Raw genomic sequence first — 26,288 nt, forward strand, 5'->3', positions numbered from 1 at the left:
ACCCGCAGGCGGGCCTTTTCGTACGACTTAGTAAGCCTGGGCGCGTTTTGCCAGCCGGGTGACAACACGCTGGCGTACGGTATCGTAAACCCAGTTATACACAATGGTATAAGGCAGGAAGAACAGCAGGAACCCTGCCTCCAGCATAAAGGCTTCGACCGGCGTTATGCGCAATGCGAAAGCCAGTACGCTGACCCCCATAATAATAAACCCACCCTCGAACCCGAGCGCGTGAAATACACGGACTTTCGCCGTACGCGCTACGCGGGACACAGGCCAGAACCGGTCGAAAATCGCGTTGTAAATGATGTTCCAGACCATGGCGATAGTCGCCAGCAATACCGTAACGCCTCCCATCTCCAGAACGGAACGCTGCATAATCCAGGCTGCGGTCGGCGCGAGGATCAGGGTTGCCAGTCCCTCAAAGCTAACGGCGTGGAAAATGCGCTCGGCAAGTGTTCTGTGCTGCATGGATTTCTGTTGCATAAATCGTAACCTCAATGTTATTCACTTCTGTTCACTGGGTTGGATTTTTATACATAAAAAAGATAAGTTAAAGATACATACCATCGATAAAATAGATAGATATGAAATACTCTCCGGAAGCGCTTATGGCGTTTGTTGAAGCGGTTTACAGCGGTTCGTTTTCTGCCGCGGCCCGTCGGTTACGCAAAAGCCAGTCCACCGTCAGTACCGCTATCGCTAATCTGGAGGTCGATCTGGGCGTTACCCTGTTTGACCGTAGCGCCCGGAATCCGGTGCTGACGGAACAGGGCAAGCGCGTGCTGATCTACGCCGAAGCGATACTGGCGGCCAGCGATCGCCTTGATGAACTGGCGGTATCGCTGGGCAGCGAAACCGAACCCCGGCTGACATTCGTGCTTTCCGATACTCTCCACCCTGACATGCTGGCCGTGTTGCTGGCGGAGTTTGACAAGCGTTTCCCGCATACCGAATTCGAGTGTCTGATTGGCGAGGATGAAGACGTCATCGACCTGCTGCAGAAAGGCCGCGCGCACCTTGGGCTGATGCAGGCAAGAGAGAGCTACCCGGCGGAGATCGGCAGCAACCGGCTACCGGTGCAGTCGCACATGGGGATTTACGCCGCCGCCGGTCACCCGCTGGCGGTTCGTGAAACCATTCAGTGGGAAGAGCTGCGCACCTGGCGTGAACTCCGGTTGAGTACCTATCTGGAAAATCCCGGGCTACCGGCACCCGGGCCGGTATGGTCTGCGCCGAACTACCTGCTGCTGCTGAGCCTTGCGGAACAAGGGTTTGGCTGGTGTAAGCTGCCCTGCGCGCTGGTGACCGAGTTTGCCCATCATCATGCGCTGGTGCCGCTTAATGTGCCAGGCTGGCCCGCCGCGATTTCTATCGATCTGGCCTGGAACAAGCGTTCGCCGCCAGGCATTGCCGGAAACTGGCTACGTACGCATCTTCAGCAAATGACGCTGCCCGCCAGGCCACCGGCGTAATCCGGTAAGGCATACAGTAAAAAATTCGCTCATGCGAAGTCATTATTTTTTGCCAGCGGCCCCTTCTTTTTTTAAGGAAAACGCATGAGGCAAACTGGCGCGAAATTAATACATATCCTAGGGTTAAATCAGGCATCCCACCGTCGCCGTATTGTTTTCTTTTAGCGTAGAAAATAGGGTTGTTTGAAAAAGGAAAAGGATATGAACCTGGTTATTACCGCGCGCTTGATTCTCTTCTGCTCCGCCTTTTCTGTTATTCCTGCAGCCACGGCGCAGACGGCAAACGGCACATTTCAGGTGCTGATGACTATCCAAAAGGCCTGTACCGTCACCGCTGGCGCATCGTCAAATATTAACCTTGGTACCGTCAGCGCGACGGCGATAAATACCAGCGCGAGCAGTACTATCTCAGTTAACTGTTCGAAGACGACCCCCTATTTTATTGGGCTGTCGCCATCGTCCGCTAATGGCGGAAATACCAACGGCGCCGGTGCCATGTCTTCTGTCGCCAACGCGGCAACTAACTCGGACAAAGTCCCCTACCAGCTAAACCAAACCTCAGCGACGGGCCCGGTATGGGGAGATACCGCCACGTCAACTACCGTTGGAAACGGCGTCGCCGGAACAGGAACCGGGGCGGCGCAAACTCTGACGGTCTACGCAACAGCGGCCAGCGCCGATTTCACCCCGGACAGCTATGCCGATACGGTAACGGTTAACGTTAACTATTAACGCCAGGAAATCGGATGAAATTGACATTACGCGTCCAGTCGTACGCCTTCGCTTGTCTGTTAGGCAGCATAATTGCAGTACCACACGCCGCGGCGAGCGGCTTACAGATAGCCCCTGTAACGCTAACGCTTCAGGGGACGCAAAATGCCGACGGCATCTGGCTAAGCAACGAAGGCGACAATGCGATAAATGCACAGGTTCGCGTCTATCGCTGGACCCAGAGCGGTTTTGCAGACCAGCTTTCATCGTCGCAAGGGCTGGCGATAAGCCCGCCGATGCTGGCGCTGGCGCCAGGTGAGCGCCAGCTTATTCGGGTTATTCGTACTGGCCCGCCTTCCGGACAGGTTGAAAGCGCTTACCGGTTGTCAATTGATGAACTCCCGCCGCCGAAGCTACAGCGAAATAAGCTCCAGTTTGTGCTGCGCTATTCGGTTCCTGTTTTTATTCAGCCAGTCACTGACGCGCAGGCATCCGCAAAGCTGCAATGGAAACTGCAGCATATTGATGGAAATACCTTTCTTGAGGTTAACAATCAGGGAAACAGCCATGCACAGCTTTCCGCCGCGACGCTCATTGGGGCCAGCGGAACACGGATTGCTATCACGCCGGGGCTGTTAGGTTATGTTCTCCCAGGTTCAACTATGCGGTGGATTTTATCCCCGTCTGCCAACGGTACGCATCATGGCGGTAAAGTTGAAGTAACGATAAATGGTCAAAAAACAATACAAGATCTCTGAATGGCCATATTGTCTGGTGAAGTTTTTCTTGCTCAATGGAGTATTCATATCGGGAATGGCGTCCGCACAGGCTATCAATAATAACACCCCACAGGCCGGGGTCATTGCTGATGCAACCCCGCTTGTCGGGAGTGATTTATATCTCGACGTAACTCTGAATGGAAATCCCGTGGGGCTGGTTCACCTGGGCTATGCCAATGGAAAATTATACGGCAGCGCAAACGCGTTGCGGCAGTTGGGATTACGCCTGCCAAAAAACGCCCCAGCGGTCGTCTGCCTGAACGATATTGCGCAGTTAAAAATTGACTATAACGTTCAGCAGCAAACGCTGGCGCTAACGGCGCCTCTGAACCAGCTGGATCTCGCCACCACCCAGCTTAATTCGCCGGCAGAAACGGGGCCTGCGGCATCAGCGTCGCGCGGAGCGCTGCTGAATTATGACCTTTACGCGGAACAGGGAAAGGAAAGCAGCGTAAATACCTTCAGCGAGCTGCGGGCTTTTAACGCTCTGGGCGTGTTCAGCACCACTCAGTTGACGCAGTACTCCACAGAGGCCCATGCGGAAAATCGGTTTAACCGCCTTGATACCAGCTGGCGTTCGTCTTTTCCGGATAACATGCTGGCCGTGACCCTCGGCGATACCCTGACCAGCTCGCTGCCCTGGTCGCGTCCGACCCGCATCGGCGGCATCCAGATAGGCACCGACTTCGGCCTGCGGCCGTACATGCCCACCACCCCGCTTCCGGCGTTCCTCGGCTCTGCTACCCTGCCGTCAAACGTTGAGCTGTACGTCAACGGGGTGAAGTACTACAACGGCGAAGTACCGGCAGGCAGTTTCCAGATCAACACAATGCCGAATATCAGCGGCGCCGGTAATGCGCAGGTGATGATGACGGATGCGCTGGGCAGAACCTCGGTGCAAAACTTCTCGTTTTACAATGATCAGCAGCTCCTGCGCGAGGGGCTGACCTCCTGGTCGGCCGAACTGGGCGTCGTACGGGAAAATTACGGTTACGCCTCGTTTGATTATGCCAGCGCTCCGGCGCTGAGCGGAACCTGGCGGCGCGGCATCAGCAACACCTTCACCGCGGGGGCTCACGCAGAGGCTAGCGATGGACTGATCAATGCCGGTTTCAGCAGCGACTGGGTTCCCGGTAGCCGCAGCGGAACGCTGTCTTTGGCTTTTGCGGCGAGCAAAGATGCGGGTGAAAGCGGTTTTTTATACAGCATCGGCTACCGCTGGTCCGGGGAAAAACTCAATTTCAGTACCAGTACAACCGCCACCTCCGGCGATTATCACGATGTCGCGACCCATTACGGCACCCCGCCGCCGTCGTTAAGCAGCAACACGGTCATTGGCTACTCGCTGGCGTCGGCTGGCAACGTCAGCCTGAGCTACCTGCAGTTTCGCTACCCGCAGGAAAGCGCTGAGCGGTATGTCAACGTCAGCTGGTATAAGTCCATCAGCGACAATATTACGCTTAACGCCGGCTTCAACCAGAACGTCGATGATACTCGGGACAGAAGCCTGTATCTGATGGTGACCCTCACCACCGGCGGGAATCTGAGCGCAAGCGGCACCGTACAGCGCACCAACGGCAACACCGGCGTTCAGCTCAACGCCAGCCAGACGCCGCTTACCGACGGCGGCTGGGGCTGGAACGTCGCCGCCAGCCAGCAGGCATCGCAGCAAAGCGGCCAGGGCGAAGTCGGCTACCTGGGGCGCTATGGAAAGGTGTATACCGGTTTTAGCAGCGTCCCCGATAACCAGTATGGCTACGCTGGCGCCACCGGTTCGCTGGTCGCGATGGGCGGCGGGATCTTTGCCGCACGGGAGATCAATAACGGTTTTGCCGTGGTCTCCACCGACGGGATTGCGGATGTCCCCGTTAAGTTGCAAAACAACCTGGTCGGTACCAGCGACGCCCGCGGGCTGCTGCTGGTCACCTCGCTGAATAGCTACCAGAACAACCAGATAAGCATCGATCCGACGAATCTCCCGGCCAATATGCGTATCGACCGGGTCAGCGTTAACGCGACGCCGGCGGATCGCGCCGGGACGCTGGTGAGATTTGGTATTACCCCCGTGCGCGCCGGTCTGGTGATTCTGGTGGACGGTCAGGGAAAGGCTATCCCGGAAGGCAGTACGGCGACCTCGGTTACCGGCGCCGGTCAGTCATCGATCGTCGGCTTTGACGGTATGGCCTATTTTGACACCCTGGAGCCGCACAATCGTCTGCGGGTCAACACCGAGTCGGGAACCTGCGCCGTGGCGTTTGATTATCCCGATAAGGTGAAAGGCATTGCGCAGATTGGTCCGCTGGTATGCCGTTAAACAGACAGGAGGTTTTCGCATGAGAGTAAGAGAGTGGCTGCTCGCCGTACTGCTGCTGTGCCCGGGCCCAGGCCATGCGGTGACCTGCTCGGTGAGTAACGTTCAGACAATCAATTTTGGCGCGGTGAACCCGCTTTCAGCGACGGGAGCCAGTACCTCCATGACCTTTAGCTACTCCTGCGCAAAACAGGTGGGCGACGTGCTGGCAGGCGTCAACCTGTGCTTTAATATTGGCGCTTCTGCGGTGAGCGGACAAGTGACGACGCGCAGCATGTCGTTTGCCGGCCCTCCCGCCAGCACGCTCAACTATCAGCTGTATCAGGACAGCGGATACAGCACCGTCTGGGGAAGCCAGAACCAGGCAGGCACCAGTCCCCCGATGGTACAGCTCACCTTGCTGGACCTTGTTCCCGTGACGGGAAGCCTGACGGTCTATGGCCAGATTACGACGCCGCAAACGGCCGCCGCGCCGGGAAACTATCAGGATAGCTATACCGCCGCGACGGCAAACGTGACGGTCAATATTGGTCTGCTCGCGCCGCCAACAACCTGCGGCAGTACGGTGGCGACGACGTTTCCTTTCACGGTGTCGGCGGCTGTCACGAAGCAATGCAACATTAGCTATGCCAACAATGTCAATTTTGGCGCGGTCAATTCAACGCAAACCAACCTGACGACGTCGAATACGCTTGGCGTGGCGTGTTCCAACAACACCCCCTATACCATCGGTCTGCAGCCGTCGAACGGCAGCACGGCAGGCAGCGGCGTAATGAAAGGCACCGGGAGCAATACCGACCAGGTTCCTTACCAGCTCAGCTCAACCACGGGGCCGTCGGGTACGCCATGGGGAAACACGTCACAAAACAATATCGCCGGTACCGGTAGCGGCTCGACGAAACCCTATACGGTTTATGCTACCGTGCCGGGCGCCAACTATACGCCCGATAGCTATGCGGACACCGTGACGGTATCCGTCACCTACTGATACCGGGCTGGCAGCCGTGATTGCGAAACAAAGTCAACACAGATAATTATCATAATATTTACTTTTAGAGGCGCATCATAGTTCTGACAAATAGCGGATTTTGCTGATTATGCAGCTTAAGCCGCTAACTTCGCGCTATGTTCGGCAATATTGCCGTCATCAATAGATAATTATTCATTACGCGTTAAAAAAGTATGGCCAAACGCGCCGGGATGCCACGTTTGGTTGGATCCAATTCTTTAAAAAAGTGTTAAATTTACACTCACCTAGTGAGTATCACTATGTACCACGGCCAAACAAAGAACATATTACTTTTATAACTAAGGTTTATCATGGATAAGTTATCTTACGCCTCAGATAGCAGCACATCTGCCTGGAATACCTACCTGCAACAAATCGAGCGTGTGGCCCCTTACCTGGGCGAACTGTCCCGTTGGGTAGATACCCTGCGCCACCCGAAGCGTGCGCTGATCGTCGATATCCCGGTGCAAATGGATGACGGTACTATCCGCCATTTCGAAGGCTATCGCGTGCAGCACAACCTTTCCCGCGGTCCGGGCAAAGGTGGCGTGCGCTATCACCCTGACGTTGATCTTAATGAAGTGATGGCCCTTTCCGCGTGGATGACCATCAAGTGTGCGGCGCTGAACCTGCCGTACGGCGGTGCCAAAGGCGGTATTCGCGTCGATCCGTTCTCGTTGTCAGAAGGTGAACTGGAGCGTCTGACCCGTCGCTATACCAGCGAAATCGGCATTATTATTGGACCGCAGAAAGACATTCCGGCGCCGGATGTCGGCACCAACGGCAAAGTAATGGCCTGGATGATGGATACCTACTCCATGAACCACGGCACGACCATTACCGGCGTTGTGACCGGCAAACCGATCCACCTCGGCGGCTCATTGGGCCGTGAGAAAGCTACCGGCCGCGGCGTGTTTGTCAGCGGTCTGGAAGTGGCGCGTCGCGCCAACATCACTATCGAAGGCGCTCGCGTTGCGGTGCAGGGCTTCGGTAACGTGGGCAGTGAAGCCGCGCGTCTGTTCTCTGCCGCCGGCGCTCGCGTTGTGGCGATTCAGGATCATACCGCGACGCTGTTCAACAACACCGGTATCGATATGAACGCCCTCACCGCCTGGCAGATCGAGCACAAGCAGATTGCCGGTTTCCCGGGCGCGGAAACCATTGCCAGCGAAGCGTTCTGGAGCGTGCAGATGGACATCCTGATCCCGGCTGCGCTTGAAGGTCAGATTACCCGCCATCGCGCTGAAATACTGACCTGTAAATTGGTGCTGGAAGGCGCTAACGGTCCGACCTTCCCGGATGCTGACGACGTGCTGGCAAACCGCGGCATCATCGTAGTGCCTGACGTGGTATGTAACGCCGGCGGCGTAACCGTCAGCTACTTTGAATGGGTGCAGGACATGGCAAGCTTCTTCTGGAGTGAAGAAGAGATCAACGCACGCATGGACAAAATCATGACCGATGCGATGGTTCACGTCTGGGAAAAAGCAGCTGAAAAATCCTGCTCCCTGCGTACCGCCGCCTACATCGTCGCCTGTGAGCGCATCCTGCTGGCGCGTAAAGATCGCGGTATCTATCCGGGTTAATACCGTTTTCAGCGTTCAAGGGCCACTTCGTGGCCCTTTTTGTTATTACCCCCGCGCATACTTTTCGCAAAATGCGGCGATATCATCCTGCTGAAAATCCGCCAGCCGCTCGATGACCGTCTCCAGCGGCCACTCCCACCAGGCGATCTGCTGCAGCTGCTGAGCGACTGACTCAGAAAAACGGGCGCGAATCACCTTTGCCGGAACGCCGCCGACAATGGTGTAAGGGGCGACGTCTTTACTGACCACGGCACCGGCGGCGATAACCGCCCCATTGCCGACGGTCACGCCCGGCAGAACAATCGCGCCGTGGCCTATCCAGACATCATGGCCGATAACGACCTTATCGGCGTGGCGATCGGTAAAAAAATCATGATCCCGCACCGCGGCGCAGGAGTAGTACTCCGGGCAATAGGTTATGCGATGCTGAGAAGCCCGCTGCATCGGGTGGTTCGGCGCACCAATGCGCACCTGGCTGGCAATCGCCACAAAGCGGCCAATGTCGGCATCGGCAACCGTGCAGTATTCGCCAAGATAGGAAAAGTCGCCAAGCGAGCTGTACTCCATGGCGCTGTGACCAAGAATTTCACACTGCTGGCCAATCGTGCATTCGCGAATACGTACGCTGGGGTCGATAAAGGTTTCAGCCAGTTTGGCGTTTTTCATATGAGTCGCTCCGGGTACAAAAGTAACGACACTTTATTTCGTTTCTGTTAACGAAAAATGACGCGCGGAAAACACATTTCACCGGGCTCTGCGCTATGCTGTTACCCGCCAATGACCTTTAACAGGAGTCTGCCATGGCCGACTGGAATCCCTCGCTGTACCTGCAGTTTGCCTCAGAACGCACCCGCCCGGCCGCGGAATTACTGGCCCGCATCTCTCACCCTGACGCCCGCTATATCGCCGATCTCGGCTGCGGTCCGGGAAACAGCACCGCGCTATTGCGCAGCGCCTGGCCGCAGGCGCAGATCGCCGGCGTCGATAGCTCGGCCGCCATGCTGGAAAAAGCGCGAAAAGCGCTGCCGGACTGCCAGTTCCAGGAGGCGGACATCAGCCGATGGACGCCAGCACATCCGCTGGATGTGCTGTATGCCAACGCCTCGCTCCAGTGGGTTCCTGACCACGCTGCGCTGATGCCCCGCCTGGCGTCGCTGCTGGCGCCCGGCGGCGTACTGGCGGTACAAATGCCGGATAACTGGCAGGAGCCGTCGCACGTGCTGATGCGTCAGGTGGGCCAGGAGCTTGGGCTTACGCCGCGCGACCGTGAGCCGCTTTCAGGCGCACGGGCCTATTACGATATGTTGAGCAGCCGCGGCTGCGAGGTGGATATCTGGCGGACGACCTATTTTCATCCGATGGCATCCCATCAGGCGATCGTCGACTGGCTGAGCGCCACAGGGCTGCGCCCCTGGTTGCAGGATTTGGCGCCAGCGAGGCAGCAGGCTTTTTTGCAGCGTTATCTGCAGCTGCTTGAGGAACATTATCCTCGCCAGCAGAACGGCCAGATTCTGCTGGCGTTTCCTCGCTTATTCATCGTCGCCCGGCGGCTTACCAGCTGAAGTCGCTAACTAACGACAGATCCCAGGCCGTCGCGAACAGTGAAACGAAGAGGATAATGTTAACGGCGGTTTCAATTTTCTTTTCCATGAGGATTCTCCTGATGCTGCTACAGCCATTACGCTGGGAAAATCTTAATGTTTTCTTAATCACCACGACTACAGATTCATCCGATAACGCACGTATTCGTCAGCCGGGGTAAATTCATCATACAGATTTCTCGCCGGATTATTTTGCGCTGTGTGCCAATACAGACGCGACCAGCCTGCTGATTTTCCTTCTGCAACCAGCGCCTGGATAAGCCGACGCGCAATCCCCTGACCCCGCATTTCGGCCGCCACGAACAGATCCTCCAGGTAGCATATCGGCGAGGTCACCCAAGTGCCTTCGTGCAGCACAATCATTGCGAACCCGACGACGCAGCCATCGGCTACCGCAACCCGACAGTGAACAGCGGAATGCGGATCGCGCAGGCGTTGCCAGGTGTGTTGCGTAATCTCAGCAGAAATATCACTGCCATAAAACCGGTTGTAACCGTCCCACAGCGTATGCCAGGCCGCCCAGTCACCTTCGGCGACTTCACGAATCACAAGTTCCATACCCTTCTCCATCAGGTGAGCTGATAGCATTTATCCGGACTCATTTTAGGGGGGAGCGCCGTTTCCGCATTCATCTGCAGCATATCGATTTCAATCGTATTGCAAATGGCATCCAGCGGCAGGTCGTTATTTTCCAGGCCAAAAGGATCTTCAAGCTCTTCGGCCAGCGCATCAAGCGCAATAAAGGTATAGGAAATCAGCACAGAAACAAACGGCGTCATGTAGTGCAGGTCCACAACCAGCGCAAACGGCAGCATGATGCAGAACAGGTAGACCGTACGGTGCAGGATAAGCGAATAGGCAAACGGCACGGGCGTATTGGCAATACGTTCACAACCGGCCAGTACGCCAGACATGTCGTTGAGACGGTTATTCAGGCTGTGGAACAAAATATCCGACAGCACGCCCTGTTTACGGTACTCCGCCAGCCAGTTGCCCATCAGCAGCAGAATATGGTTTGCCGGAGACTGCACGGCCAGCACGGCACTGAGCTGCTCCGGGGTTAAGTAGCGGGACAGCGTTTCCTGCTGCGGCAGGCGACGCAGCGTCATGCGCAGACTGTGGGCGAAGGCAATTTGCAGACGCACAAAGCTATCGACAGAGGTGCCGTCCGGCAGCGTATTTTTGACTTCCCGCAGCAGCGAACGGGAGGCTATCATAAGCTGCCCCCACAGCAGGCGCGCTTCGACATAGCGCGCATAGCAGGCGTTATTACGAAAGCCGAGGAAGATAGCGATAGCAACGCCCAGAATGCTGAACGGCGCCACCGTCAGCTTGATACCCAGGCTGTAGTACCAGGGCAGCATCAGGATCACCGCGATAGAGAGCAGGAAATTGAGCAGTAAACGGGAAAAAATTTTCGGCAACACCGAGCCGTGCCAGACAAAGATGCGCGTCAGCCAGTGTTCGTGAGGTCTTACGATCATGGTTATCAGTCAGAGAAAAGAGGTCTGCATTATTTAACGTGATCGTTATCACTCTTTCAAGCCCGCCACGAATTTTCCTTACAATTTACTAACAAGCGATGGTTGGCGATGAAGCTAAAGGGAGGATTCTGTTTATAGGCTTATAATGTATGTTGTAACTAATCAAGTATAACAAAATCCCGGCGCGCGGCCGGGAGATCGTCAGACGATTAGCATAGCGGCTTAACGGCGGCGCGCATCCCCTGTGTTAAAATGGCGTCAAGATCGGCGGCGACCTGCCCGACCAGCCCATTCACCAGCGTCAGATCCTGCTCCCAGTGCGCCTGCACGCAGAGCACAGCTTCAACCAGCGTCACGGTGTTGATCTGCTTGTCGCGGTGCAGGCTCCACAGCTGCTGATAGCGTTCAATCCAGTCGGCATCATCCTGTACCGGATAGCTTTCACCGCTGCGCTCAGCGCGATAGAAGGCAATCAATGCCGCCAGTGCAAAGGTCAGACGAGCCGGTAATTTACCGCTTGCCGCCTGCCCTGCCAGCAGCTGAGGTAAAATACGGGTGCGGTATTTCGTCATCCCGTTCAGCGCGATAGACAGCAGCTGATGCTTAATATACGGGTTACGGAATCGGCCGGTCACCGCGCTGGCGAACGACTCCAGCTCATCGCGCGGCAGGTCCAGCACCGGAATAATTTCCTGGTAGATGGCTTTCTCGACAAAAGCGCAAATATCGCTGTCGTTCATGGCCTCACCGACGGTATCCAGCCCGGCCAGGAATGCGACCGGCACCAGCGCGGTGTGCGCGCCGTTAAGAATAGCCACCTTCCGCTCTTTGTACGGTTTGATGTCGTCAACAATCAGCACGTTAAGCGGGTACTTATCCAGACGAAGCTCGCGGGCGAGCGTTTTCGGCCCCTGAATAACAAACAGATAGAAATGCTCTGCGGTATCCAGAAAACCGTCTTTATATCCCAGTCCGTTCTCAAGCTGGGCCGCTTCATCACGCGGGTAGCCAGTGACGATACGGTCAACCAGCGTCGAACAGAAGGTATTGGCCGTGCTTAGCCAGGCCACAAATGCCGCCGGAAGCGCCCACTCCTGCGCGTAGCGCAGCACCAGTTCGCGCAGCGCGTCGCCGTTGTAGTCAATCAGCTCGCACGGGACGATAACCCAGCCCTTATCGGCGTCGCCGTTGAAATAGCTAAAACGTTCGAACAGCAGGCGAGTTAACTTTGCCGGGTAGCTTACCGCCGGCGCATCCTCAAACGTGTCGCCTGCGTGATAGCTGATTCCCGCTTCTGTAGTGTTGGAAAACACAAAACGCATCTGCGGGTTATGCGCCAGTTTGAGAAATTCAGCGTAATCGGTGTAGGCGCTGATTTCACGGTTTACGCTGCGGATCAGGCGCGCGTCGCTGACCGCCTCGCCCTTTTCATTCAGCCCGCGAATAATTGTGGTGTACAGACCGTCCTGCGTGCTCAGCGACGGCGGAAACGCGCTCTCAATCGGGCGAACGATAACCACACCGGCATTCAGGTCGGTATGTTCATTCAACAGGTCAATCTGCCAGTCGACAAAAGCGCGGAGAAAGTTACCCTCACCGAACTGGATAACGCGTTCCGGGTACTGCGCACCGGGAAAATCACGGCGGTTTAGTGTGTTCACAGTCGAGTTCCTTCGTAGGTTGGTCATACAGCCTTTGTTATTGGTATAATAACTTATCAGACTTTTGAACCATAAACCCCTGTTTTGATCAAACACTCCGCCGCTTTCTGCGCGATCAACCCGACATTCCCATCCTCCGTGCAGCGGCCACATTGCCGCAATCACTGAATACCGTTGTAGCCATCAAGGTAGGTATCCTTTAAGGTCTGTCCCCACAGCGCCGCGGCCCGTTCATCGGGGTCCATCGGCGTTTTATGATCTTTGAGGTTCATAAACGACTGGTTCCATACGGTAGATTTGACCGCCGACTGATAAATGTCGTCAGCGAAACGCATCGCCTGTTCCTTGCTAACGCCTCTGGATTTCGCGTCCTGCCCCTGTTTATAAATCTTCTGGTAAACGGGTAAGTTGAGTTTTGCGGTATAGGTTGGACTCGACACATAGTTCCCTCCGGTCATCGTCGGATCGTGCCGGGCAAAATACATCGAGTGGCGCTCAGGTGATGTCTGTGTGACGCATCCCGCGAGGATAAGAGACAGAAATATTCCCGTCATAACTTTTGTTTTTTTCATTCTTTTCCCTTTTATAAATAATCCACCCTATTAAAGTACCGTGTTTCACGCTAACTAGCGGCCCAGGCAAGTCCAGTCCGGTAACTTATTCGCCTTCCTCAGCCAATACTGATAAGCCGCCATCACTATCCCGAAAAGCCCTCCGGCCAGACAGGTCCTGGCAATGGCTTCAGCAGCAGATGTGCCTTCGCTTTGCCAGATTGACAACCACATGAAAATCCCCCACAGCGGGCCGAAACTCAGGCTCATCAGCAGAAAGTTCTGCCAGAAGGGAACAAAAGGTAAAGGCGGTATCCGGAACCCCATTTTCCACAACAGGCGCAGTAAAGGCGGAGCATAGCTGCTGCGCCACATTTTCTTGCTGTCCATGAGGGTAAGAGCGCGTTGTTTTCTGTCCTCAAATGACATATATCCTCCTGACATAGGTCAACTCACCGAAAATAAATAAGCCAGGAGCCAGAAAATGAAGAAATACACTTCCGGCGATTTCCTGGCTCACAATTCCTATTATTGTATCGGGACTATCCGGCAGAATATGCCTACCAGATTTAGGAAACACCGGACGAAGGTTATAAGAGTTTATAAAACACCGAGGTCGCGCTCATTTCACCGTCCGGCATCAGCGCAAAACGCGGAATCTCCCCGACTTTCTGCCAGCCGCAGCGCTGATAAAAAATCTCGGCGCCGCTGCCGGTCGCGGTATCCAGCACCAGCACGCTCTTCTCACGCTCCCGCGCCAGCTGTTCCAGCGCCGCCATCAGCGCGCGGGCGGTACCCTGCCGTCGTCCGCGAGAGTGAACCAGCAATTTGGCGACTTCGCCCCGGTGCGGTTGATTTTCCGGCATCGCCGTAATTAACTGTACGGCACCGGAAATCAGGCCGTCGCCATCCTCCGCCACCAGCAGCAGCCGCTCACCGGCATCCACGCTGTCGGCGACGTCGAGCCAGAAGGCGCGCGCGGTGTCAGGATGGAAAGGCAGCATAAAGCTGACGGACGCGCCGCCGTTGACGCAGTCTGCCAGTACGGCGGCCAGTGGGTCCAGACGGTCGCGGATCTCCGCGCCAGAGAGGAGTAAAAGAGAGTGAGATGTCGTCATGCTGAGGCTCCAGTATCGGGTCTCTCAGCACTATTAACTTAACATTTGAGTAACACAAGCGCGGGCGTCATAGCGTTTACTTATCGCCACAGCGATCAAAACACCGAACGGCCAAGACGCTGGGTCAGCCGCTCGAGTACCGCGATTCCGGCCAGCGAATTCCCCGCCTCATCAAGCTGCGGGCTCCAGACCGCAATCGCCATTTCATGGGGAACGATAGCCACAATACCGCCGCCCACGCCCGATTTCGCCGGCAGCCCGACGCGCCAGGCAAACTCACCCGCGTTCTGATACATACCGCAGGTCGCCATCAGCGCGTTCACCTGCCGCGACTGCAGCGGCGTAATAATCGCCTGCTCGTGGCGCGGCGAACGCCCCTGGTTTGCCAGAAAGAGAAACGTCTGTGCCAGTTCGCTACAGCTCATCTTCAGCGCGCAGTAATGGAAGTAGTTCTGCAGCACGGTGGCGACATCGTTATGAAAGTTGCCGAACGATTTCATTAGCCAGGCAATGGCCGCATTTCGGGCGGAATGGTCGAACTCCGAACGGGCGACCACCGCGTCATAGGCGATATCACCGACACCGGAAAGTTTGCGGATGATTTCCAGCATCCGCTGACGCGGCGCGCTCAGGCGGCTTTGCAGCATATCGCACACCACCAGCGCACCGGCATTAATAAAGGGGTTACGCGGCTTGCCCTGCTCAATCTCCAGCTGCAGCAGTGAGTTAAACGGCTGTCCGGACGGATCCTTCCCCACCCGCTGCCAGATCTCCTCTTCCTGATAGTGGTTCATGGCCACCACCAGGCTTAGCACCTTCGAGATAGACTGAATGGAGAAACGCTCCCGGGCGTCGCCGGCGCAGTAGTGCTGCCCGTCAACGGTGCTAATGGCGATACCCAGCTTCGCGCCGTCAACGCAGGCCAGCGCCGGAATATAGTCCGCCACTCTGCCCTGCCCAATCAGCGGCGTGACCTCCGCCAGAATGGCCTCCAGCATAGCGTTATCAATGACCGTTCCCACATTCGCTCCTTGCCCGCAGGCCTTAGTTGGCCTGCGAGTATACCAGTGTCAGGCAGGCAGACGAAAGCGGGTCACGGCCTGCATAAGCTGCTGAGAGCTTTCCTGCAGGTGATGGGAAGAGGTCGCCGCGTGACTGACCAGCTCCCCGGTCTGCTGCGCCACCTGGTTCAGCGCATGCAGCTGCCGGGTCATCTGATGAATACTTTCCCCCTGGCTCAGGGTGGCGCTGGAGATTTCATTAAGCAACCCGCTCAGAGTACCGACCAGCCCCGTGACCTGCTGCAGGTTATCTTCAAGCCGGTTAACGGCTTTCGACCCGTCTTCTATCCCCTGTAGCGAATGGTTGATCAGCTCCTGAATCGTCTGCGTCGACTGGCTGCTTTGACGCGCCAGCAGGCCGACCTCCTTCGCCACGACCGCAAAACCGCGCCCCTGATTCCCCGCATGCGCGGCCTCAATGGCGGCATTCAGCGCCAGGATGTTCGTCTGGAAGGCGACGCTGTCAATCATCGCCACAATCCCGCGCATTTCCGATGACCGGTCAACAATCGCCCGCATGGACTCATTCACTGTATCCATCATACGGTCGCCGCCTGCCGCGACGTTGCGCGCCTCTTCCGCCCGCCTGCTGGCGAGCCCGGCATAACCGGTGTTGCCCTCTACGTGCGATTCCAGCTGCGCGATATGTCGCGTCACATCGCTAAGCTCTTGGGCCTGTTTCTGCGCCTGCTGGTAGAGCTTATCGTTCCCTGCCGCCAGCCGGGTAATGTTACCGACCATAGAGCGCGTGGCGTCGCTGACCTGCGTGACCAGCTGCTGCAGCCCCTGCTGCATGTCGCCAATGCTAAAGCTCAGCTGATCCACTTCGCGATTAAAGCGCGGCACCGACGGCAGCGGTCGCGAAAGATCCCCGGCCGCCAGGGTGTTGATGTGGGCGATCAGGCGGCGCAGCGGCACGATCACCCAGCGCGACATGCCGAACCAGACCATCGCCGCGATCACCACCAGCAGCGCCGGGGCAAGGAAAAAGAGCTGCTTCAGGCTCGCGAGATTGTTCATCAGCGCCAGGCGTCCCTGCTCCGCCCGCTGCTCGCTGGCCTGCTGGAAACGGGCGTAGTTATCGTTGAAGTCACTCTGAAACGCCTGCACCGGCACCGCGAAGAAGGCGTCAATCGACTGGCTCTTCACCAGCCCGTCCGCCTGCTCCTTAATTGCGCCATAAAACAGCTGATAGCTGTTAATCAGCGCCTCATCTTTCGGCGGGCTCATCGCAAGCCAGGCCTGCCAGGCGTCGTGGGAGTGCGCCAGCGCCTTTTGCGCCTCGTCCATCAGGCTGTTCCAGCTGCCGACCGACCCGGTTTCTTTATCCTGCATAAAGTAAACGCCCGCGCGGTTCAGCAGATCGCTTGCCGCCAGCAGCGCGATGCGCGCTTCGTCGATTTTGACCTGCTGAAGATGCGCCAGCTGATTATGCTGCTCATTGCGCTGGGCATTCTGTAACGAATAAGAGAGTAAAAGCGAAGACGAAATCTGTAGCGCGGAGAACAATCCAATGATGCAGAAGATCCCGGCCAACAGGCCGAACTGCCGGGGAAGAAAACGACGTACAGCACGGCCAAAAATTTGCGTTAGGTTCATAATTTTCATCTATAACAACACGTTAGCCGCGAGTTTACGGAAGAAAAATGACAGAACCATGACAAAAAAACAGGGCGCCGCAGCGGGCGCCCGAGGGATCAGCGGCGATCTTTCCACACCGTCTGAATATTACAGAACTCATGCAGGCCAAAGTGCGACAGCTCGCGGCCAAAGCCGCTCTTCTTCACGCCGCCGAAGGCAACGCGGGCGTCAGAGGCGCTATAGCCGTTAATAAACACGCCGCCGCACTCAAGCCCTGCGGCAAAACGCTGCGCCAGCTGCTCGTCCGCCGTATAGACGGTCGCGGAAAGGCCGAATTCGCTGTCGTTGGCCAGCGCCAGCGCATGGTCGGCGTCCCGCGCGACGGTAATCGCCGCCACCGGGCCAAACATCTCCTGGCGAAACGCGGTCATCTGCGGGGTGACGTTGCCAAGCACGGTGGCCGGATAGTAGTTCCCTTTACCTTCCACCTTCTCACCGCCCAACAGCAGGGTCGCGCCTTCATCCAGCGTCGCGGTCACCTGATTGTGCAACTCGTCGCGCAGGTCGAAACGCGCCATCGGCCCGAGGTAGTTTTGCTCATCTTCCGGGTTGCCCATTTTTAATGCCGCCGCCGCCGCGACAAATTTTTCGCTAAAGGCTTTCGCTACGCCCGCCTCAACGATAAAGCGCTTCGCCGCCGCGCAAACCTGCCCGGTATTCTGGTAGCGGCCAATGACCGCCGCTTTGACCGCCTCGTCCAGATCCGCATCGTTAAGCACGATGAACGGATCGGAACCGCCCAGCTCCAGTACGCATTTTTTCAGCGCGGCGCCCGCCTGAGCGCCAATTGCCTTGCCGGCGCGAACGCTGCCGGTCACCGTGACCGCCGCAATACGCGGATCGTTAATCGCCTGCGAAACGCCGTCGTTGGTGGCGTTAACCCAGCCAAATACGCCGTCCGGGATGCCGGCTTCGCGGAAAATCTTGCCGATAAGCTGGGCGCTGCCCATAACGTTCGGCGCATGCTTAAGCAGGTAGCTGTTGCCCGCCAGCAGAATCGGCACCGCGCCGCGCATCACCTGCCACAGCGGGAAGTTCCACGGCATGATGGCTAAAATCGGTCCCAGCGGGCGATATTCGATGACCGCCTTATGGTTTTCGACCTGCGTCGGCTCCGTCGCCAGCATCGCCGGGCCATGTTCGGCATACCAGTCGCACAGGTTGGCTGATTTTGTAACTTCGCCGCGCGCCTGGGCAATCGGTTTACCCACTTCGCGGCTTATCATCAGCGCCATCTCTTCCGCGCGCTGACGCAGCGCCGCGCCAACCTGACGCAGGGCGTCGGCCCGCCCGGCCAGCGTGGCGTTTTTCCACAGACGATAGCCCTTATCCGCCTGCGCAATCGCCTGATTAACCTCATCCGCCGTCGCCCACGGCAGCGCTGACAGGGTTTCTCCCGTCGCCGGATTCACAGAAATGGCGTGAGTTGCAGGTGATGTCATGATTTGTCTCTCTCCATCGATTACACAGTTGCTTTATCCTGGCGCACTCTGCTATTTATGGAAAATGAATAATATTAACCACACCATTCACGATACGAGAACGCTATGGATCTGACTCAGCTTGAGATGTTTAATGCCGTCGCCCAGACCGGCAGTATTACCCAGGCCGCGCAAAAGGTGCATCGCGTGCCCTCGAACCTCACGACCCGTATCCGCCAGTTGGAGGCGGACCTTGGCGTTGAGCTGTTTATTCGTGAAAACCAGCGTCTGCGCCTGTCGCCCGCCGGACACAGCTTCCTGCGCTACAGCCAGCAGATCCTTGCGCTGGTTGAGGAGGCCAGAATGGTCGTCGCTGGCGATGAGCCCCAGGGGCTGTTCTCGCTGGGCTCGCTGGAAAGCACCGCGGCGGTGCGCATTCCGCCGACGCTGGCCCTGTACAATCAGCGCTATCCGAAGATCCAGTTTGATTTAGCCACCGGACCTTCCGGGACGATGATTGACGGCGTGCTGGAGGGAACGCTCAGCGCGGCGTTTGTCGACGGCCCGGTGATGCACCCAGGCCTTGACGGCGTGCCGGTTTATCGTGAAGAGATGATGATCGTCACGCCAAAGGGGCATGCGCCGATAGCGCGCGCCAGCGAAGTGAACGGCGTCAGCATCTATGCCTTTCGCGCCAACTGCTCCTACCGCCGCCATTTTGAAAGCTGGTTCCATGCCGATCGCGCCACGCCCGGGCGGATTCACGAGATGGAGTCCTACCACGGCATGCTGGCCTGCGTCATTGCCGGCGCCGGGCTGGCGCTTATCCCCCGCAGCATGCTGGAAAGTATGCCCGGCCATCACCAGGTTGACGCCTGGCCGCTGGCGGAGAAATGGCGCTGGCTGACCACCTGGCTTGTGTGGCGACGCAGCGCGATGACCCGCCAGCTGGAGGCCTTTATCGAGTTGCTGGATGATGCGCCCTATGCTCAGCGCGACGGGCTTAGCGCAGAAATACCGTCCCCTGCAGATAGGTAATCGCGGTGCCGCTCATCAGCACCCGGTCGCCGCGCAGCTCACAGCGAATATCGCCGCCGCGGGCCGACACCTGTCGCGCCAGCATCGTTGTTTTACCTGACTTCTCGCTCCAGTACGGAATTAGCATCGTGTGGGCCGATCCGGTCACCGGATCTTCCCATACCGCTTCGCCGGGTGAGAAAAAGCGGCTGACGAAGTCGTAGCCGCCGGTTCCCCGCGCCGTGATGGTCACCTTATGTTCGCCAGGCGTCATCGCGCTGATATTCGGCCTGACGGCTTCCACCGCCTCACGGCTCGCCAGCTCAATCAGCCACGCGCGCCCTTTACGGGCCGCCAGATAGTCGCTAATGCCCAGTGCGGCCAGCATTTCCGGCGACGGCGTTTGCGCCTGCGTGTCGCCTGCGGGGAAATCGAGAGTCAGCCATTCGCCTTCGCGGCTCACCGTCAGACGCCCGGACAGGGTATCGAAATGCAGCCGCGCGTCCGGGTATGCCAGATGATGAAAAATAACGTGCGCCGTCGCGAGCGTCGCGTGACCGCAGAGGTTCACTTCGTGTTGGGTGGTAAACCAGCGCAGCTCGAAGCCCCCTTTGGTTGGGACGAAGAAGGCGGTTTCCGACTGGTTATGCTGCTGCGCCATCTTCAGCAGCGTTTCATCCGGCAGCCAGCTCTTCAGCGCGCATACCGCCGCCGCATTGCCGCCAAACGTTCGATCGCTGAACGCATCAACCATGTAAAACGCAATTTCCTGCATAGCTCTACCCTGCGATTGTTGTTGTGTGACTCCACACTGACATAAAAAACCTTATAAAACAGTCTTTTTTTGCAGCTGCCGTGCGGCTCTTACGGAAATAAAAATGAGAAGCCGATCACGAAATGTTTGTCTTTTAACCAGCGATAGTCTTAAGATCGCCCTCTCGCTTTCCCGTAACGCATCCAGAACAACGCTATGACAACAAACACGGTTTCACGCAAGGTCGCGTGGCTACGGGTGGTGACGCTTGCCGTTGCCGCTTTTATTTTTAATACCACGGAGTTCGTGCCGGTCGGCCTGCTCTCTGACATTGCCCAGAGCTTTTCCATGGAGACGGCCCAGGTCGGCATTATGCTGACCATCTATGCCTGGGTGGTGGCGCTGATGTCGCTGCCCTTCATGCTGATGACCAGCCAGATGGAGCGCCGGAAGCTGCTGATCGGTTTATTCATCTTGTTTATCGCAAGCCACCTGCTCTCCTTTTTCGCCTGGAGCTTTACCGTGCTGGTGATAAGCCGTATCGGCATCGCCTTTGCCCACGCGGTGTTCTGGTCGATTACCGCATCGCTGGCCATCCGCATGGCGCCCGCCGGGAAACGCGCCCAGGCGCTGAGCCTTATCGCCACCGGCACCGCGCTGGCGATGGTGCTGGGGCTGCCCGTCGGGCGGATCGTCGGACAATATTTCGGCTGGCGCACCACGTTTTTGCTGATCGGCGCTGGCGCATTACTCACCCTGCTGGCGCTCATCAGGCTGCTGCCAAAACTGCCGAGCGAGCATTCCGGGTCGCTGAAAAGCCTGCCGCTGCTGTTCCGTCGTCCGGCATTAATGAGCATTTATCTGCTGACCGCCGTCGTGGTCACCGCCCATTACACCGCCTACAGCTACATTGAACCGTTTGTGATAAACGTCGCGGGCTATGATGCCGGTTTCGCCACCTTCCTGCTGCTGACGCTGGGCGGCGCGGGCATCATCGGTTCGCTGCTGTTTGGTAAGCTTGGCAATCAGTACGCATCATCGCTGGTCAGCGGCGCCATCGGCGCGCTTACCCTGTGCCTGGCGCTCCTGATGACCGCGGCAGACAGCGAAACCCGGCTTGCCGTGCTCAGTATCTTCTGGGGCATTGCGATTATGATGATCGGTCTTGGGATGCAGGTGAAAGTGCTGGCGCTGGCGCCGGACGCCACCGACGTCGCCATGTCGCTGTTTTCCGGGATTTTCAATATCGGCATCGGCGCGGGCGCGCTGGTCGGCAATCAGGTGAGTTTACATCTGTCGATGGCCGATATCGGCTATGTCGGCGCGTTCCCGGCGCTGGCGGCGTTTGTCTGGTCGGTGGTTATCTTTCGCCGCTGGCCGGCGGCGAAAGAAGCGCAGCCGCGCCACGCATAGAGGGTGTCGGGTGGCTGCCGCCACCCGCGCCGGTCAGGCATGGTAATGCGTAATAATTTCCAGCACGCCGTTAATAATAAACTGCACGCCCATACACACCAGCAGGAAGCCCATCAGACGGGAAATCGCCTCAATTCCGCCCTTACCCACCAGCCGCATAATGGCGCCGGAGCTGCGCAGGCATCCCCACAAAATAACGGCAACCAGGGCAAAAATCAGCGGCGGCGCGACCCACACCACCCAGTCAGGGAAGGTTGAACCCGCCTTTACCGTCGACGCTGACGAGATGATCATCGCGATTGTCCCCGGCCCCGCGGTGCTCGGCATCGCCAGCGGCACAAAGGCGATATTCGCCGTCGGCTCGTCCTGCAGCTCTTCCGATTTGCTTTTCGCCTCCAGGCTTTCGTGCGCACGCTGCTGCGGGAAAAGCATCCTGAAGCCGATAAAGGCCACGATGAGCCCGCCGGCGATGCGCAGGCCGGGAATGGAGATCCCGAAGGTGTTCATCACCACCTGCCCGGCATAGTAGGCCACCATCATAATCGCGAACACGTAAACCGACGCCATCAGAGACTGTCGGTTACGCTCCGCGCTGTTCATATCGCCGGACAGCCCCAGAAACAACGCCACGGTTGTCAGCGGGTTTGCCAGCGGCAATAGCACCACCAGCCCAAGGCTGATAGCTTTCATAAGGTCGAGCATAAGGGTTTCTCTCCAGAAGCAAACACAATGGCCGCAGGCAGTATACGGGGGAATCCGGACCGTTTGCCACGTCTAATCATTTCCACCCGTTTCCACAGATTGGGCTATAACTGATAGTTATAAATAAAGTCTGAAGATCAAGACGAAGCGGACCTGAACCGTTTTAGCAATTTGTGGCATCACAAAATCCATCCAATTGACTTATGGTTGCCTGGGCAATAATATCCATGGCAACTAAACTACTTGCCAGGGCAACCATTGTGAAAAACACCAGCGACCTGTTTAACGAAATCATTCCACTCGGTCGCCTGATTCACATGGTCAACCAGAAAAAGGATCGCCTGCTCAACGATTACCTGTCGCCAATGGACATCACCGCCACGCAGTTCAAGACGCTGTGTTCTATTCGCTGTCAGGTCTGCATCACGCCCGTTGAGCTGAAGAAAATCCTGTCTGTCGACCTGGGCGCCCTGACCCGTATGCTGGACCGTCTGGTCTGCAAGGGCTGGATTGAGCGGCTGCCAAATCCAAATGATAAGCGCGGCGTTCTGGTCAAGCTGACCCCGGACGGCGCCGCAATCTGTGAGCAATGCCACCAGGTTGTGGGGCAAAACCTGCATCAGGAACTAACAAAAAACCTAACGGCGGATGAAATCGCAACCCTTGAGCTGCTGCTCAAGAAAGTTCTGCCGTAAACCGAAAGAGGTAAGACGATGTCCAGACGTAATACTGATGCCATCACTATTCATAGCATTTTGGACTGGATTGAAGATAACCTGGAGTCACCGCTGTCGCTTGAAAAGGTGTCCGAACGTTCAGGCTATTCGAAATGGCATCTGCAGCGAATGTTCAAGAAAGAGACCGGTCATTCACTCGGCCAATACATTCGCAGCCGTAAGCTTACTGAAATCGCCCAGAAGTTGAAGCAGAGCAACGAGCCGATTTTATATCTGGCCGAGCGCTATGGCTTTGAATCGCAACAAACGCTGACCCGGACGTTTAAGAACTACTTTGACGTGCCGCCGCATAAATATCGTATGACCAATATTCCCGGCGAGTCGCGTTATCTGTACCCCATAAATAACTGTAACTGTTAATCGCCTGCACAAGACGTATCGAGGAAACCATGAAGCTGTTCGTCTCCGCCGCCCTCACCCTGCTGGTGCTGGTCTCCGGCCAGAGTTTTGCGGAGCAATCCACTATTCCGGCAGAGCATTCTGACCATGACGCGATCAGCTTGCGCTCACCCCATGAGAAGTCCCCTTTTGACTTCAACCATATGGGCGCAGGCAGCGACAAATCCGACGAACTGGGCGTGCCTTACTATAATCAGCACAACCAGTAATTCGTTATTTGCCCCGCCGACGCGGGGCTTTTTTTATCCCCGCAGCGCCTTTACGCGACGCACCCGCAGGCCAAAGACATTGATGTACAGCCCCGCCATGATAAGCGCCGCGCCGGCCAGCTGCAGCCCGCTCAGCGTTTCACCCAGCAAGACCGCCGCGCTGCCCATCCCCACGACCGGCACCAGCAGCGACAGCGGCGCCACTCGCCATGTTTCGTAGCGTCCGAGCAGCGCCCCCCAGATCCCGTAGCCCACGATGGTGGCGACGAACGCCAGATAGACCAGCGACAGCAGAGTCACCAGATCGATCTCCACGAGGCTTGCCCACATCACCGCCGGGCCGTCGATCATCGCCGACGCCAGCATAAACGGCACGATTGGAATCAGGGCGCTCCACACCACCAGCGACATAATCGCCGGGCGCGCCTCGTGCAGCATGATCCGCTTATTGAAAATATTGCCGCAGGCCCAGCTGAAGGCCGCAGCCAGGGTCAGGAAGAAGCCCACCATCGCCACATGCTGACCGTTGAGGCTGGCGTCAATCAGCACCAGCACGCCAATGACCGCGAGCGTAATTCCTGCGACCTGCCGGCTCTGCAGCCGCTCGCCAAAAATGAACGCGCCGAGCAGGATGGTGAAAAACGCCTGCGCCTGCAGCACCAGCGAGGCCAGCCCCGCGGGCATACCGAATTTTATCGCGCTGAACAAAAAGGCAAACTGGCCAAAGCTGATGGTCAGGCCGTACCCGGCAAGCAGGCGAAACGGAATTTTAGGACGCGCAACGAACAGCAGCGCCGGAAAGGCCACCAGCAGAAAGCGTAATCCGGCCAGCATCAGCGGCGGCATGTTGTGAAGCCCCAGTTTGATAACCACAAAATTCAGCCCCCACACCACCACCACCAGCAACGCCAGCAGCCCATCTTTGCGCGTCATACTCCGCCCCTGAAATATTAAATTTTTGTAAACAGAACCAAAGTAACGAAAAACCCGACCGAGGGAAAGATCACTATTTCTGGCAGCACTGATAGATAAACGGAGGTCTATACAAGTCTCTTATGCCGTGATACTCCTGATAAGACACAACATAATAACATTTACACTTTGTCGGGCAGGAAAATGAAAACCTCTATCAGGCGCTCAACCAGCGCGCTGCTGGCGTCGTCGCTGTTGCTGACGATAGGACGCGGCGCAACGCTTCCGTTTATGACCATCTACCTCACGCGCAGGTTTGCCATGAGCGTGGAGGCTATTGGCTATGCGCTGACGACTGCCCTCACCGTTGGGGTTATTTTCAGCCTCGGCTTCGGCATTCTGGCGGATAAGTTCGATAAGAAGCGCTATATGCTGATCGCCATTACCGTGTTTATCGCCGGTTTTATCGTTATCCCGCTGGCGAACGCGATCCCGCTGGTGGTTTTCTTTTTTGCCCTGATTAACTGCTCATACTCGGTCTTTTCCACCGTCCTGAAGGCCTGGTTTTCCGACGTGCTGAGCGGGAGTGAAAAGGCGCGGATTTTCTCGCTTAACTACAGCTTTCTGAATATCGGCTGGACGATTGGCCCGCCGATCGGCACATTTCTGGTGATGTACAGCCTCCAGTTGCCGTTCTGGCTGGCGGCAATCAGCGCAGCTATCCCACTGGTATTAATTCAGTTTTGCGTGCAGAAACAGGTTATCACCGACGAAGATCGTCAGGCGGCGCCCTGGCAGCCCTCGGTGCTGCTGCGCGACCGTGCGCTGCTCTGGTTTACGCTTTCCGGACTGCTCGCGTCCTATGTCGGCGGGTCATTCGCTACCTGTATTTCCCAGTACGTACTGGTTATCGCCCACGACAGCGATTTCGCCCAGAAGGTGGTGTCTGTCGTGCTGCCGGTTAACGCCATTGTGGTGGTCAGCCTGCAGTATTTCGTCGGCCGCAGCATCACGCCAGGCAACATTCGCCCGCTGATGACCGTCGGTACCCTCTTTTTTATCCTCGGCCTGGGCGGTTTTATGGTTTCCGGCGAAAACCTGCTGCTCTGGGGCATCGCCGCGGCGGTCTTTACCATTGGCGAAATCATCTACGCGCCGGGCGAATATATGCTTATCGATAACATTGCGCCGCCGGGCATGAAGGCGAGCTACTTCTCCGCTCAGGCCCTCGGCTGGCTGGGTGCCGCCTTTAACCCCATGATTACCGGGATTATTCTGACCACCCTGCCCACCTGGACGCTGTTTGCCATTATGATTGCGGTCATCATCGCGGCGTGGCTGATGATCCTGCGCGGCATGCGCATTACGCCCTTGAGCCGCGCGCTGAACGCCGTCTGACAGATGCGCCGGGTAAATTTACCGAAACGGCGAAATAGTTCACATAATTAACGATTTGTTTAGATTGCTCAGATTATAATCAATCCGTTCCACATCATTTTTGATCAGTGAGGTCAATATCGTCAGTAATTTGTCACTATCAGGAGGTTAATCATGCTGGGAAATATGCATGTTTTCATCGCGGTTTTAGGAACTATCTTAGCGTCAGGTTTCCTTGCTGCGTATTTCAGCCACAAATGGGATGATTGATGAACGCCGACAACCCACGTCCTTAAAGGCCTCTTGCCGGTTTCGCGCAAGGGGCTTTTTGTTTTCTCCGCTGCTGATGCCTGTCAGAA

Annotated in this window: 28 protein-coding genes; 14 read left to right on the forward strand and 14 right to left on the reverse strand. The window is 56.9% G+C overall.

Annotated features, from left to right (window positions below):
* Positions 1-27: 27 nt before the first annotated feature.
* A complete protein-coding gene (locus ENTCL_RS11345; RefSeq protein WP_013366261.1) occupies positions 28-486 on the reverse strand; it encodes a multidrug/biocide efflux PACE transporter in 459 nt (152 codons plus the stop codon).
* 101 nt (positions 487-587) lie between these two features.
* Between ENTCL_RS11345 and ENTCL_RS11350 the strand changes: the two genes are divergently transcribed.
* From ENTCL_RS11350 to ENTCL_RS11375, 6 genes are all read left to right on the forward strand, one after another.
* Positions 588-1,475, forward strand: coding sequence for a LysR family transcriptional regulator (locus ENTCL_RS11350; RefSeq protein ID WP_013366262.1), 888 nt, complete (start codon positions 588-590; stop codon positions 1,473-1,475).
* A 201-nt stretch (positions 1,476-1,676) separates the two neighbouring features.
* Positions 1,677-2,207 carry a Csu type fimbrial protein gene (locus ENTCL_RS11355; RefSeq protein WP_013366263.1) on the forward strand — a complete coding sequence of 177 codons (531 nt, stop codon included), beginning with the start codon at positions 1,677-1,679 and terminating at the stop codon, positions 2,205-2,207.
* A gap of 14 nt (positions 2,208-2,221) precedes the next feature.
* Positions 2,222-2,944 (forward strand): fimbrial biogenesis chaperone, encoded by a 723-nt coding sequence (locus ENTCL_RS11360; protein WP_013366264.1) that lies wholly within the window; start codon positions 2,222-2,224, stop codon positions 2,942-2,944.
* Between the two features lie 55 nt (positions 2,945-2,999).
* Positions 3,000-5,279 (forward strand): fimbria/pilus outer membrane usher protein, encoded by a 2,280-nt coding sequence (locus ENTCL_RS11365; protein WP_013366265.1) that lies wholly within the window; start codon positions 3,000-3,002, stop codon positions 5,277-5,279.
* 19 nt (positions 5,280-5,298) lie between these two features.
* Positions 5,299-6,264 carry a Csu type fimbrial protein gene (locus ENTCL_RS11370; protein ID WP_013366266.1) on the forward strand — a complete coding sequence of 322 codons (966 nt, stop codon included), beginning with the start codon at positions 5,299-5,301 and terminating at the stop codon, positions 6,262-6,264.
* Positions 6,265-6,596: 332 nt separating this feature from the next.
* Entirely contained in the window at positions 6,597-7,871 is a 1,275-nt protein-coding gene (locus ENTCL_RS11375) for a Glu/Leu/Phe/Val family dehydrogenase (RefSeq protein WP_013366267.1), read from the forward strand.
* Positions 7,872-7,916: 45 nt separating this feature from the next.
* On the opposite strand, the gene ENTCL_RS11380 is transcribed toward ENTCL_RS11375, so the two are convergent.
* Complete coding sequence (locus tag ENTCL_RS11380; RefSeq protein ID WP_013366268.1) at positions 7,917-8,537, reverse strand: DapH/DapD/GlmU-related protein; 621 nt, start codon at positions 8,535-8,537, stop codon at positions 7,917-7,919.
* Positions 8,538-8,671: 134 nt separating this feature from the next.
* Here ENTCL_RS11380 and tam point away from each other — a divergent pair, with 134 nt between their 5' ends.
* Positions 8,672-9,433 carry a trans-aconitate 2-methyltransferase gene (tam, locus tag ENTCL_RS11385; protein WP_013366269.1) on the forward strand — a complete coding sequence of 254 codons (762 nt, stop codon included), beginning with the start codon at positions 8,672-8,674 and terminating at the stop codon, positions 9,431-9,433.
* Positions 9,434-9,589: 156 nt separating this feature from the next.
* On the opposite strand, the gene ENTCL_RS11390 is transcribed toward tam, so the two are convergent.
* From ENTCL_RS11390 to sad, 9 genes are all read right to left on the reverse strand, one after another.
* On the reverse strand, positions 9,590-10,030 hold the full coding sequence (locus ENTCL_RS11390) for a GNAT family N-acetyltransferase (protein ID WP_013366271.1): 441 nt from the start codon (positions 10,028-10,030) through the stop codon (positions 9,590-9,592).
* Between the two features lie 11 nt (positions 10,031-10,041).
* Complete coding sequence (locus ENTCL_RS11395) at positions 10,042-10,956, reverse strand: bestrophin family protein (protein ID WP_013366272.1); 915 nt, start codon at positions 10,954-10,956, stop codon at positions 10,042-10,044.
* A 209-nt stretch (positions 10,957-11,165) separates the two neighbouring features.
* Positions 11,166-12,617 (reverse strand): tagaturonate reductase, encoded by a 1,452-nt coding sequence (locus ENTCL_RS11400; protein WP_013366273.1) that lies wholly within the window; start codon positions 12,615-12,617, stop codon positions 11,166-11,168.
* A 161-nt stretch (positions 12,618-12,778) separates the two neighbouring features.
* Positions 12,779-13,189 carry an Exc2 family lipoprotein gene (locus ENTCL_RS23685; RefSeq protein WP_013366274.1) on the reverse strand — a complete coding sequence of 137 codons (411 nt, stop codon included), beginning with the start codon at positions 13,187-13,189 and terminating at the stop codon, positions 12,779-12,781.
* A gap of 54 nt (positions 13,190-13,243) precedes the next feature.
* Entirely contained in the window at positions 13,244-13,597 is a 354-nt protein-coding gene (locus tag ENTCL_RS11405) for a DUF6404 family protein (RefSeq protein WP_013366275.1), read from the reverse strand.
* A 161-nt stretch (positions 13,598-13,758) separates the two neighbouring features.
* Positions 13,759-14,286 (reverse strand): GNAT family N-acetyltransferase, encoded by a 528-nt coding sequence (locus tag ENTCL_RS11410; RefSeq protein WP_013366276.1) that lies wholly within the window; start codon positions 14,284-14,286, stop codon positions 13,759-13,761.
* Positions 14,287-14,381: 95 nt separating this feature from the next.
* On the reverse strand, positions 14,382-15,308 hold the full coding sequence (gene glsB, locus ENTCL_RS11415; protein WP_013366277.1) for a glutaminase B: 927 nt from the start codon (positions 15,306-15,308) through the stop codon (positions 14,382-14,384).
* Positions 15,309-15,356: 48 nt separating this feature from the next.
* Positions 15,357-16,946 carry a methyl-accepting chemotaxis protein gene (locus ENTCL_RS11420; protein WP_044611952.1) on the reverse strand — a complete coding sequence of 530 codons (1,590 nt, stop codon included), beginning with the start codon at positions 16,944-16,946 and terminating at the stop codon, positions 15,357-15,359.
* 98 nt (positions 16,947-17,044) lie between these two features.
* Complete coding sequence (gene sad / locus ENTCL_RS11425; RefSeq protein WP_162098846.1) at positions 17,045-18,433, reverse strand: succinate-semialdehyde dehydrogenase; 1,389 nt, start codon at positions 18,431-18,433, stop codon at positions 17,045-17,047.
* Between the two features lie 102 nt (positions 18,434-18,535).
* On the opposite strand from sad, the gene ptrR reads away from it, so the two are divergent.
* The gene (gene ptrR, locus ENTCL_RS11430; RefSeq protein WP_013366280.1) at positions 18,536-19,447 is read left to right on the forward strand and encodes a putrescine utilization regulator PtrR; all 912 of its coding nucleotides are present in this window, start codon (positions 18,536-18,538) and stop codon (positions 19,445-19,447) included.
* Here ptrR and ENTCL_RS11435 read toward each other — a convergent pair.
* Complete coding sequence (locus ENTCL_RS11435; RefSeq protein WP_013366281.1) at positions 19,413-20,201, reverse strand: PhzF family phenazine biosynthesis protein; 789 nt, start codon at positions 20,199-20,201, stop codon at positions 19,413-19,415. The genes ptrR and ENTCL_RS11435 overlap by 35 nt on opposite strands.
* Before the next feature lie 195 nt (positions 20,202-20,396).
* On the opposite strand from ENTCL_RS11435, the gene ENTCL_RS11440 reads away from it, so the two are divergent.
* Entirely contained in the window at positions 20,397-21,593 is a 1,197-nt protein-coding gene (locus tag ENTCL_RS11440) for a sugar transporter (RefSeq protein WP_013366282.1), read from the forward strand.
* Positions 21,594-21,626: 33 nt separating this feature from the next.
* On the opposite strand, the gene ENTCL_RS11445 is transcribed toward ENTCL_RS11440, so the two are convergent.
* Positions 21,627-22,295, reverse strand: coding sequence for a MarC family NAAT transporter (locus ENTCL_RS11445; RefSeq protein WP_013366283.1), 669 nt, complete (start codon positions 22,293-22,295; stop codon positions 21,627-21,629).
* 260 nt (positions 22,296-22,555) lie between these two features.
* Here ENTCL_RS11445 and marR point away from each other — a divergent pair, with 260 nt between their 5' ends.
* The 3 genes from marR to marB are packed head-to-tail and all read left to right on the forward strand — an operon-like array spanning position 22,556 to position 23,640.
* Entirely contained in the window at positions 22,556-22,990 is a 435-nt protein-coding gene (gene marR / locus ENTCL_RS11450) for a multiple antibiotic resistance transcriptional regulator MarR (protein ID WP_013366284.1), read from the forward strand.
* Between the two features lie 18 nt (positions 22,991-23,008).
* Positions 23,009-23,392 (forward strand): MDR efflux pump AcrAB transcriptional activator MarA, encoded by a 384-nt coding sequence (gene marA / locus ENTCL_RS11455; RefSeq protein ID WP_013366285.1) that lies wholly within the window; start codon positions 23,009-23,011, stop codon positions 23,390-23,392.
* A gap of 29 nt (positions 23,393-23,421) precedes the next feature.
* Positions 23,422-23,640 (forward strand): multiple antibiotic resistance protein MarB, encoded by a 219-nt coding sequence (gene marB / locus ENTCL_RS11460; protein ID WP_013366286.1) that lies wholly within the window; start codon positions 23,422-23,424, stop codon positions 23,638-23,640.
* 33 nt (positions 23,641-23,673) lie between these two features.
* Here marB and eamA read toward each other — a convergent pair whose 3' ends face one another.
* Positions 23,674-24,573 (reverse strand): O-acetylserine/cysteine exporter, encoded by a 900-nt coding sequence (gene eamA / locus ENTCL_RS11465; RefSeq protein WP_013366287.1) that lies wholly within the window; start codon positions 24,571-24,573, stop codon positions 23,674-23,676.
* A 183-nt stretch (positions 24,574-24,756) separates the two neighbouring features.
* Here eamA and ydeE point away from each other — a divergent pair, with 183 nt between their 5' ends.
* Positions 24,757-25,950 (forward strand): efflux MFS transporter YdeE, encoded by a 1,194-nt coding sequence (ydeE, locus tag ENTCL_RS11470; RefSeq protein ID WP_013366288.1) that lies wholly within the window; start codon positions 24,757-24,759, stop codon positions 25,948-25,950.
* A 153-nt stretch (positions 25,951-26,103) separates the two neighbouring features.
* Positions 26,104-26,199 (forward strand): protein MgtS, encoded by a 96-nt coding sequence (gene mgtS / locus ENTCL_RS23690; RefSeq protein WP_013366289.1) that lies wholly within the window; start codon positions 26,104-26,106, stop codon positions 26,197-26,199.
* Positions 26,200-26,288 lie beyond the last annotated feature (89 nt).

It is taken from the genome of [Enterobacter] lignolyticus SCF1 (genome assembly GCF_000164865.1).
In the GTDB taxonomy this organism is placed as follows: Bacteria; Pseudomonadota; Gammaproteobacteria; order Enterobacterales; family Enterobacteriaceae; genus Enterobacter_B; species Enterobacter_B lignolyticus.

What these genes read in the sequence shown, in the direction of transcription:
- ENTCL_RS11345 (WP_013366261.1), bottom strand. Translation starts at nt 486, where the DNA reads ATGCAACAGAAATCCATGCAGCACAGAACACTTGCCGAGCGCATTTTC.
- ENTCL_RS11350 (WP_013366262.1), top strand. Translation starts at nt 588, where the DNA reads ATGAAATACTCTCCGGAAGCGCTTATGGCGTTTGTTGAAGCGGTTTAC.
- ENTCL_RS11355 (WP_013366263.1), top strand. Translation starts at nt 1,677, where the DNA reads ATGAACCTGGTTATTACCGCGCGCTTGATTCTCTTCTGCTCCGCCTTT.
- ENTCL_RS11360 (WP_013366264.1), top strand. Translation starts at nt 2,222, where the DNA reads ATGAAATTGACATTACGCGTCCAGTCGTACGCCTTCGCTTGTCTGTTA.
- ENTCL_RS11365 (WP_013366265.1), top strand. Translation starts at nt 3,000, where the DNA reads ATGGCGTCCGCACAGGCTATCAATAATAACACCCCACAGGCCGGGGTC.
- ENTCL_RS11370 (WP_013366266.1), top strand. Translation starts at nt 5,299, where the DNA reads ATGAGAGTAAGAGAGTGGCTGCTCGCCGTACTGCTGCTGTGCCCGGGC.
- ENTCL_RS11375 (WP_013366267.1), top strand. Translation starts at nt 6,597, where the DNA reads ATGGATAAGTTATCTTACGCCTCAGATAGCAGCACATCTGCCTGGAAT.
- ENTCL_RS11380 (WP_013366268.1), bottom strand. Translation starts at nt 8,537, where the DNA reads ATGAAAAACGCCAAACTGGCTGAAACCTTTATCGACCCCAGCGTACGT.
- tam (WP_013366269.1), top strand. Translation starts at nt 8,672, where the DNA reads ATGGCCGACTGGAATCCCTCGCTGTACCTGCAGTTTGCCTCAGAACGC.
- ENTCL_RS11390 (WP_013366271.1), bottom strand. Translation starts at nt 10,030, where the DNA reads ATGGAACTTGTGATTCGTGAAGTCGCCGAAGGTGACTGGGCGGCCTGG.
- ENTCL_RS11395 (WP_013366272.1), bottom strand. Translation starts at nt 10,956, where the DNA reads ATGATCGTAAGACCTCACGAACACTGGCTGACGCGCATCTTTGTCTGG.
- ENTCL_RS23685 (WP_013366274.1), bottom strand. Translation starts at nt 13,189, where the DNA reads ATGAAAAAAACAAAAGTTATGACGGGAATATTTCTGTCTCTTATCCTC.
- ENTCL_RS11405 (WP_013366275.1), bottom strand. Translation starts at nt 13,597, where the DNA reads ATGTCATTTGAGGACAGAAAACAACGCGCTCTTACCCTCATGGACAGC.
- ENTCL_RS11410 (WP_013366276.1), bottom strand. Translation starts at nt 14,286, where the DNA reads ATGACGACATCTCACTCTCTTTTACTCCTCTCTGGCGCGGAGATCCGC.
- ENTCL_RS11420 (WP_044611952.1), bottom strand. Translation starts at nt 16,946, where the DNA reads ATGAACCTAACGCAAATTTTTGGCCGTGCTGTACGTCGTTTTCTTCCC.
- ptrR (WP_013366280.1), top strand. Translation starts at nt 18,536, where the DNA reads ATGGATCTGACTCAGCTTGAGATGTTTAATGCCGTCGCCCAGACCGGC.
- ENTCL_RS11435 (WP_013366281.1), bottom strand. Translation starts at nt 20,201, where the DNA reads ATGCAGGAAATTGCGTTTTACATGGTTGATGCGTTCAGCGATCGAACG.
- ENTCL_RS11440 (WP_013366282.1), top strand. Translation starts at nt 20,397, where the DNA reads ATGACAACAAACACGGTTTCACGCAAGGTCGCGTGGCTACGGGTGGTG.
- ENTCL_RS11445 (WP_013366283.1), bottom strand. Translation starts at nt 22,295, where the DNA reads ATGCTCGACCTTATGAAAGCTATCAGCCTTGGGCTGGTGGTGCTATTG.
- marA (WP_013366285.1), top strand. Translation starts at nt 23,009, where the DNA reads ATGTCCAGACGTAATACTGATGCCATCACTATTCATAGCATTTTGGAC.
- marB (WP_013366286.1), top strand. Translation starts at nt 23,422, where the DNA reads ATGAAGCTGTTCGTCTCCGCCGCCCTCACCCTGCTGGTGCTGGTCTCC.
- eamA (WP_013366287.1), bottom strand. Translation starts at nt 24,573, where the DNA reads ATGACGCGCAAAGATGGGCTGCTGGCGTTGCTGGTGGTGGTGGTGTGG.
- ydeE (WP_013366288.1), top strand. Translation starts at nt 24,757, where the DNA reads ATGAAAACCTCTATCAGGCGCTCAACCAGCGCGCTGCTGGCGTCGTCG.
- mgtS (WP_013366289.1), top strand. Translation starts at nt 26,104, where the DNA reads ATGCTGGGAAATATGCATGTTTTCATCGCGGTTTTAGGAACTATCTTA.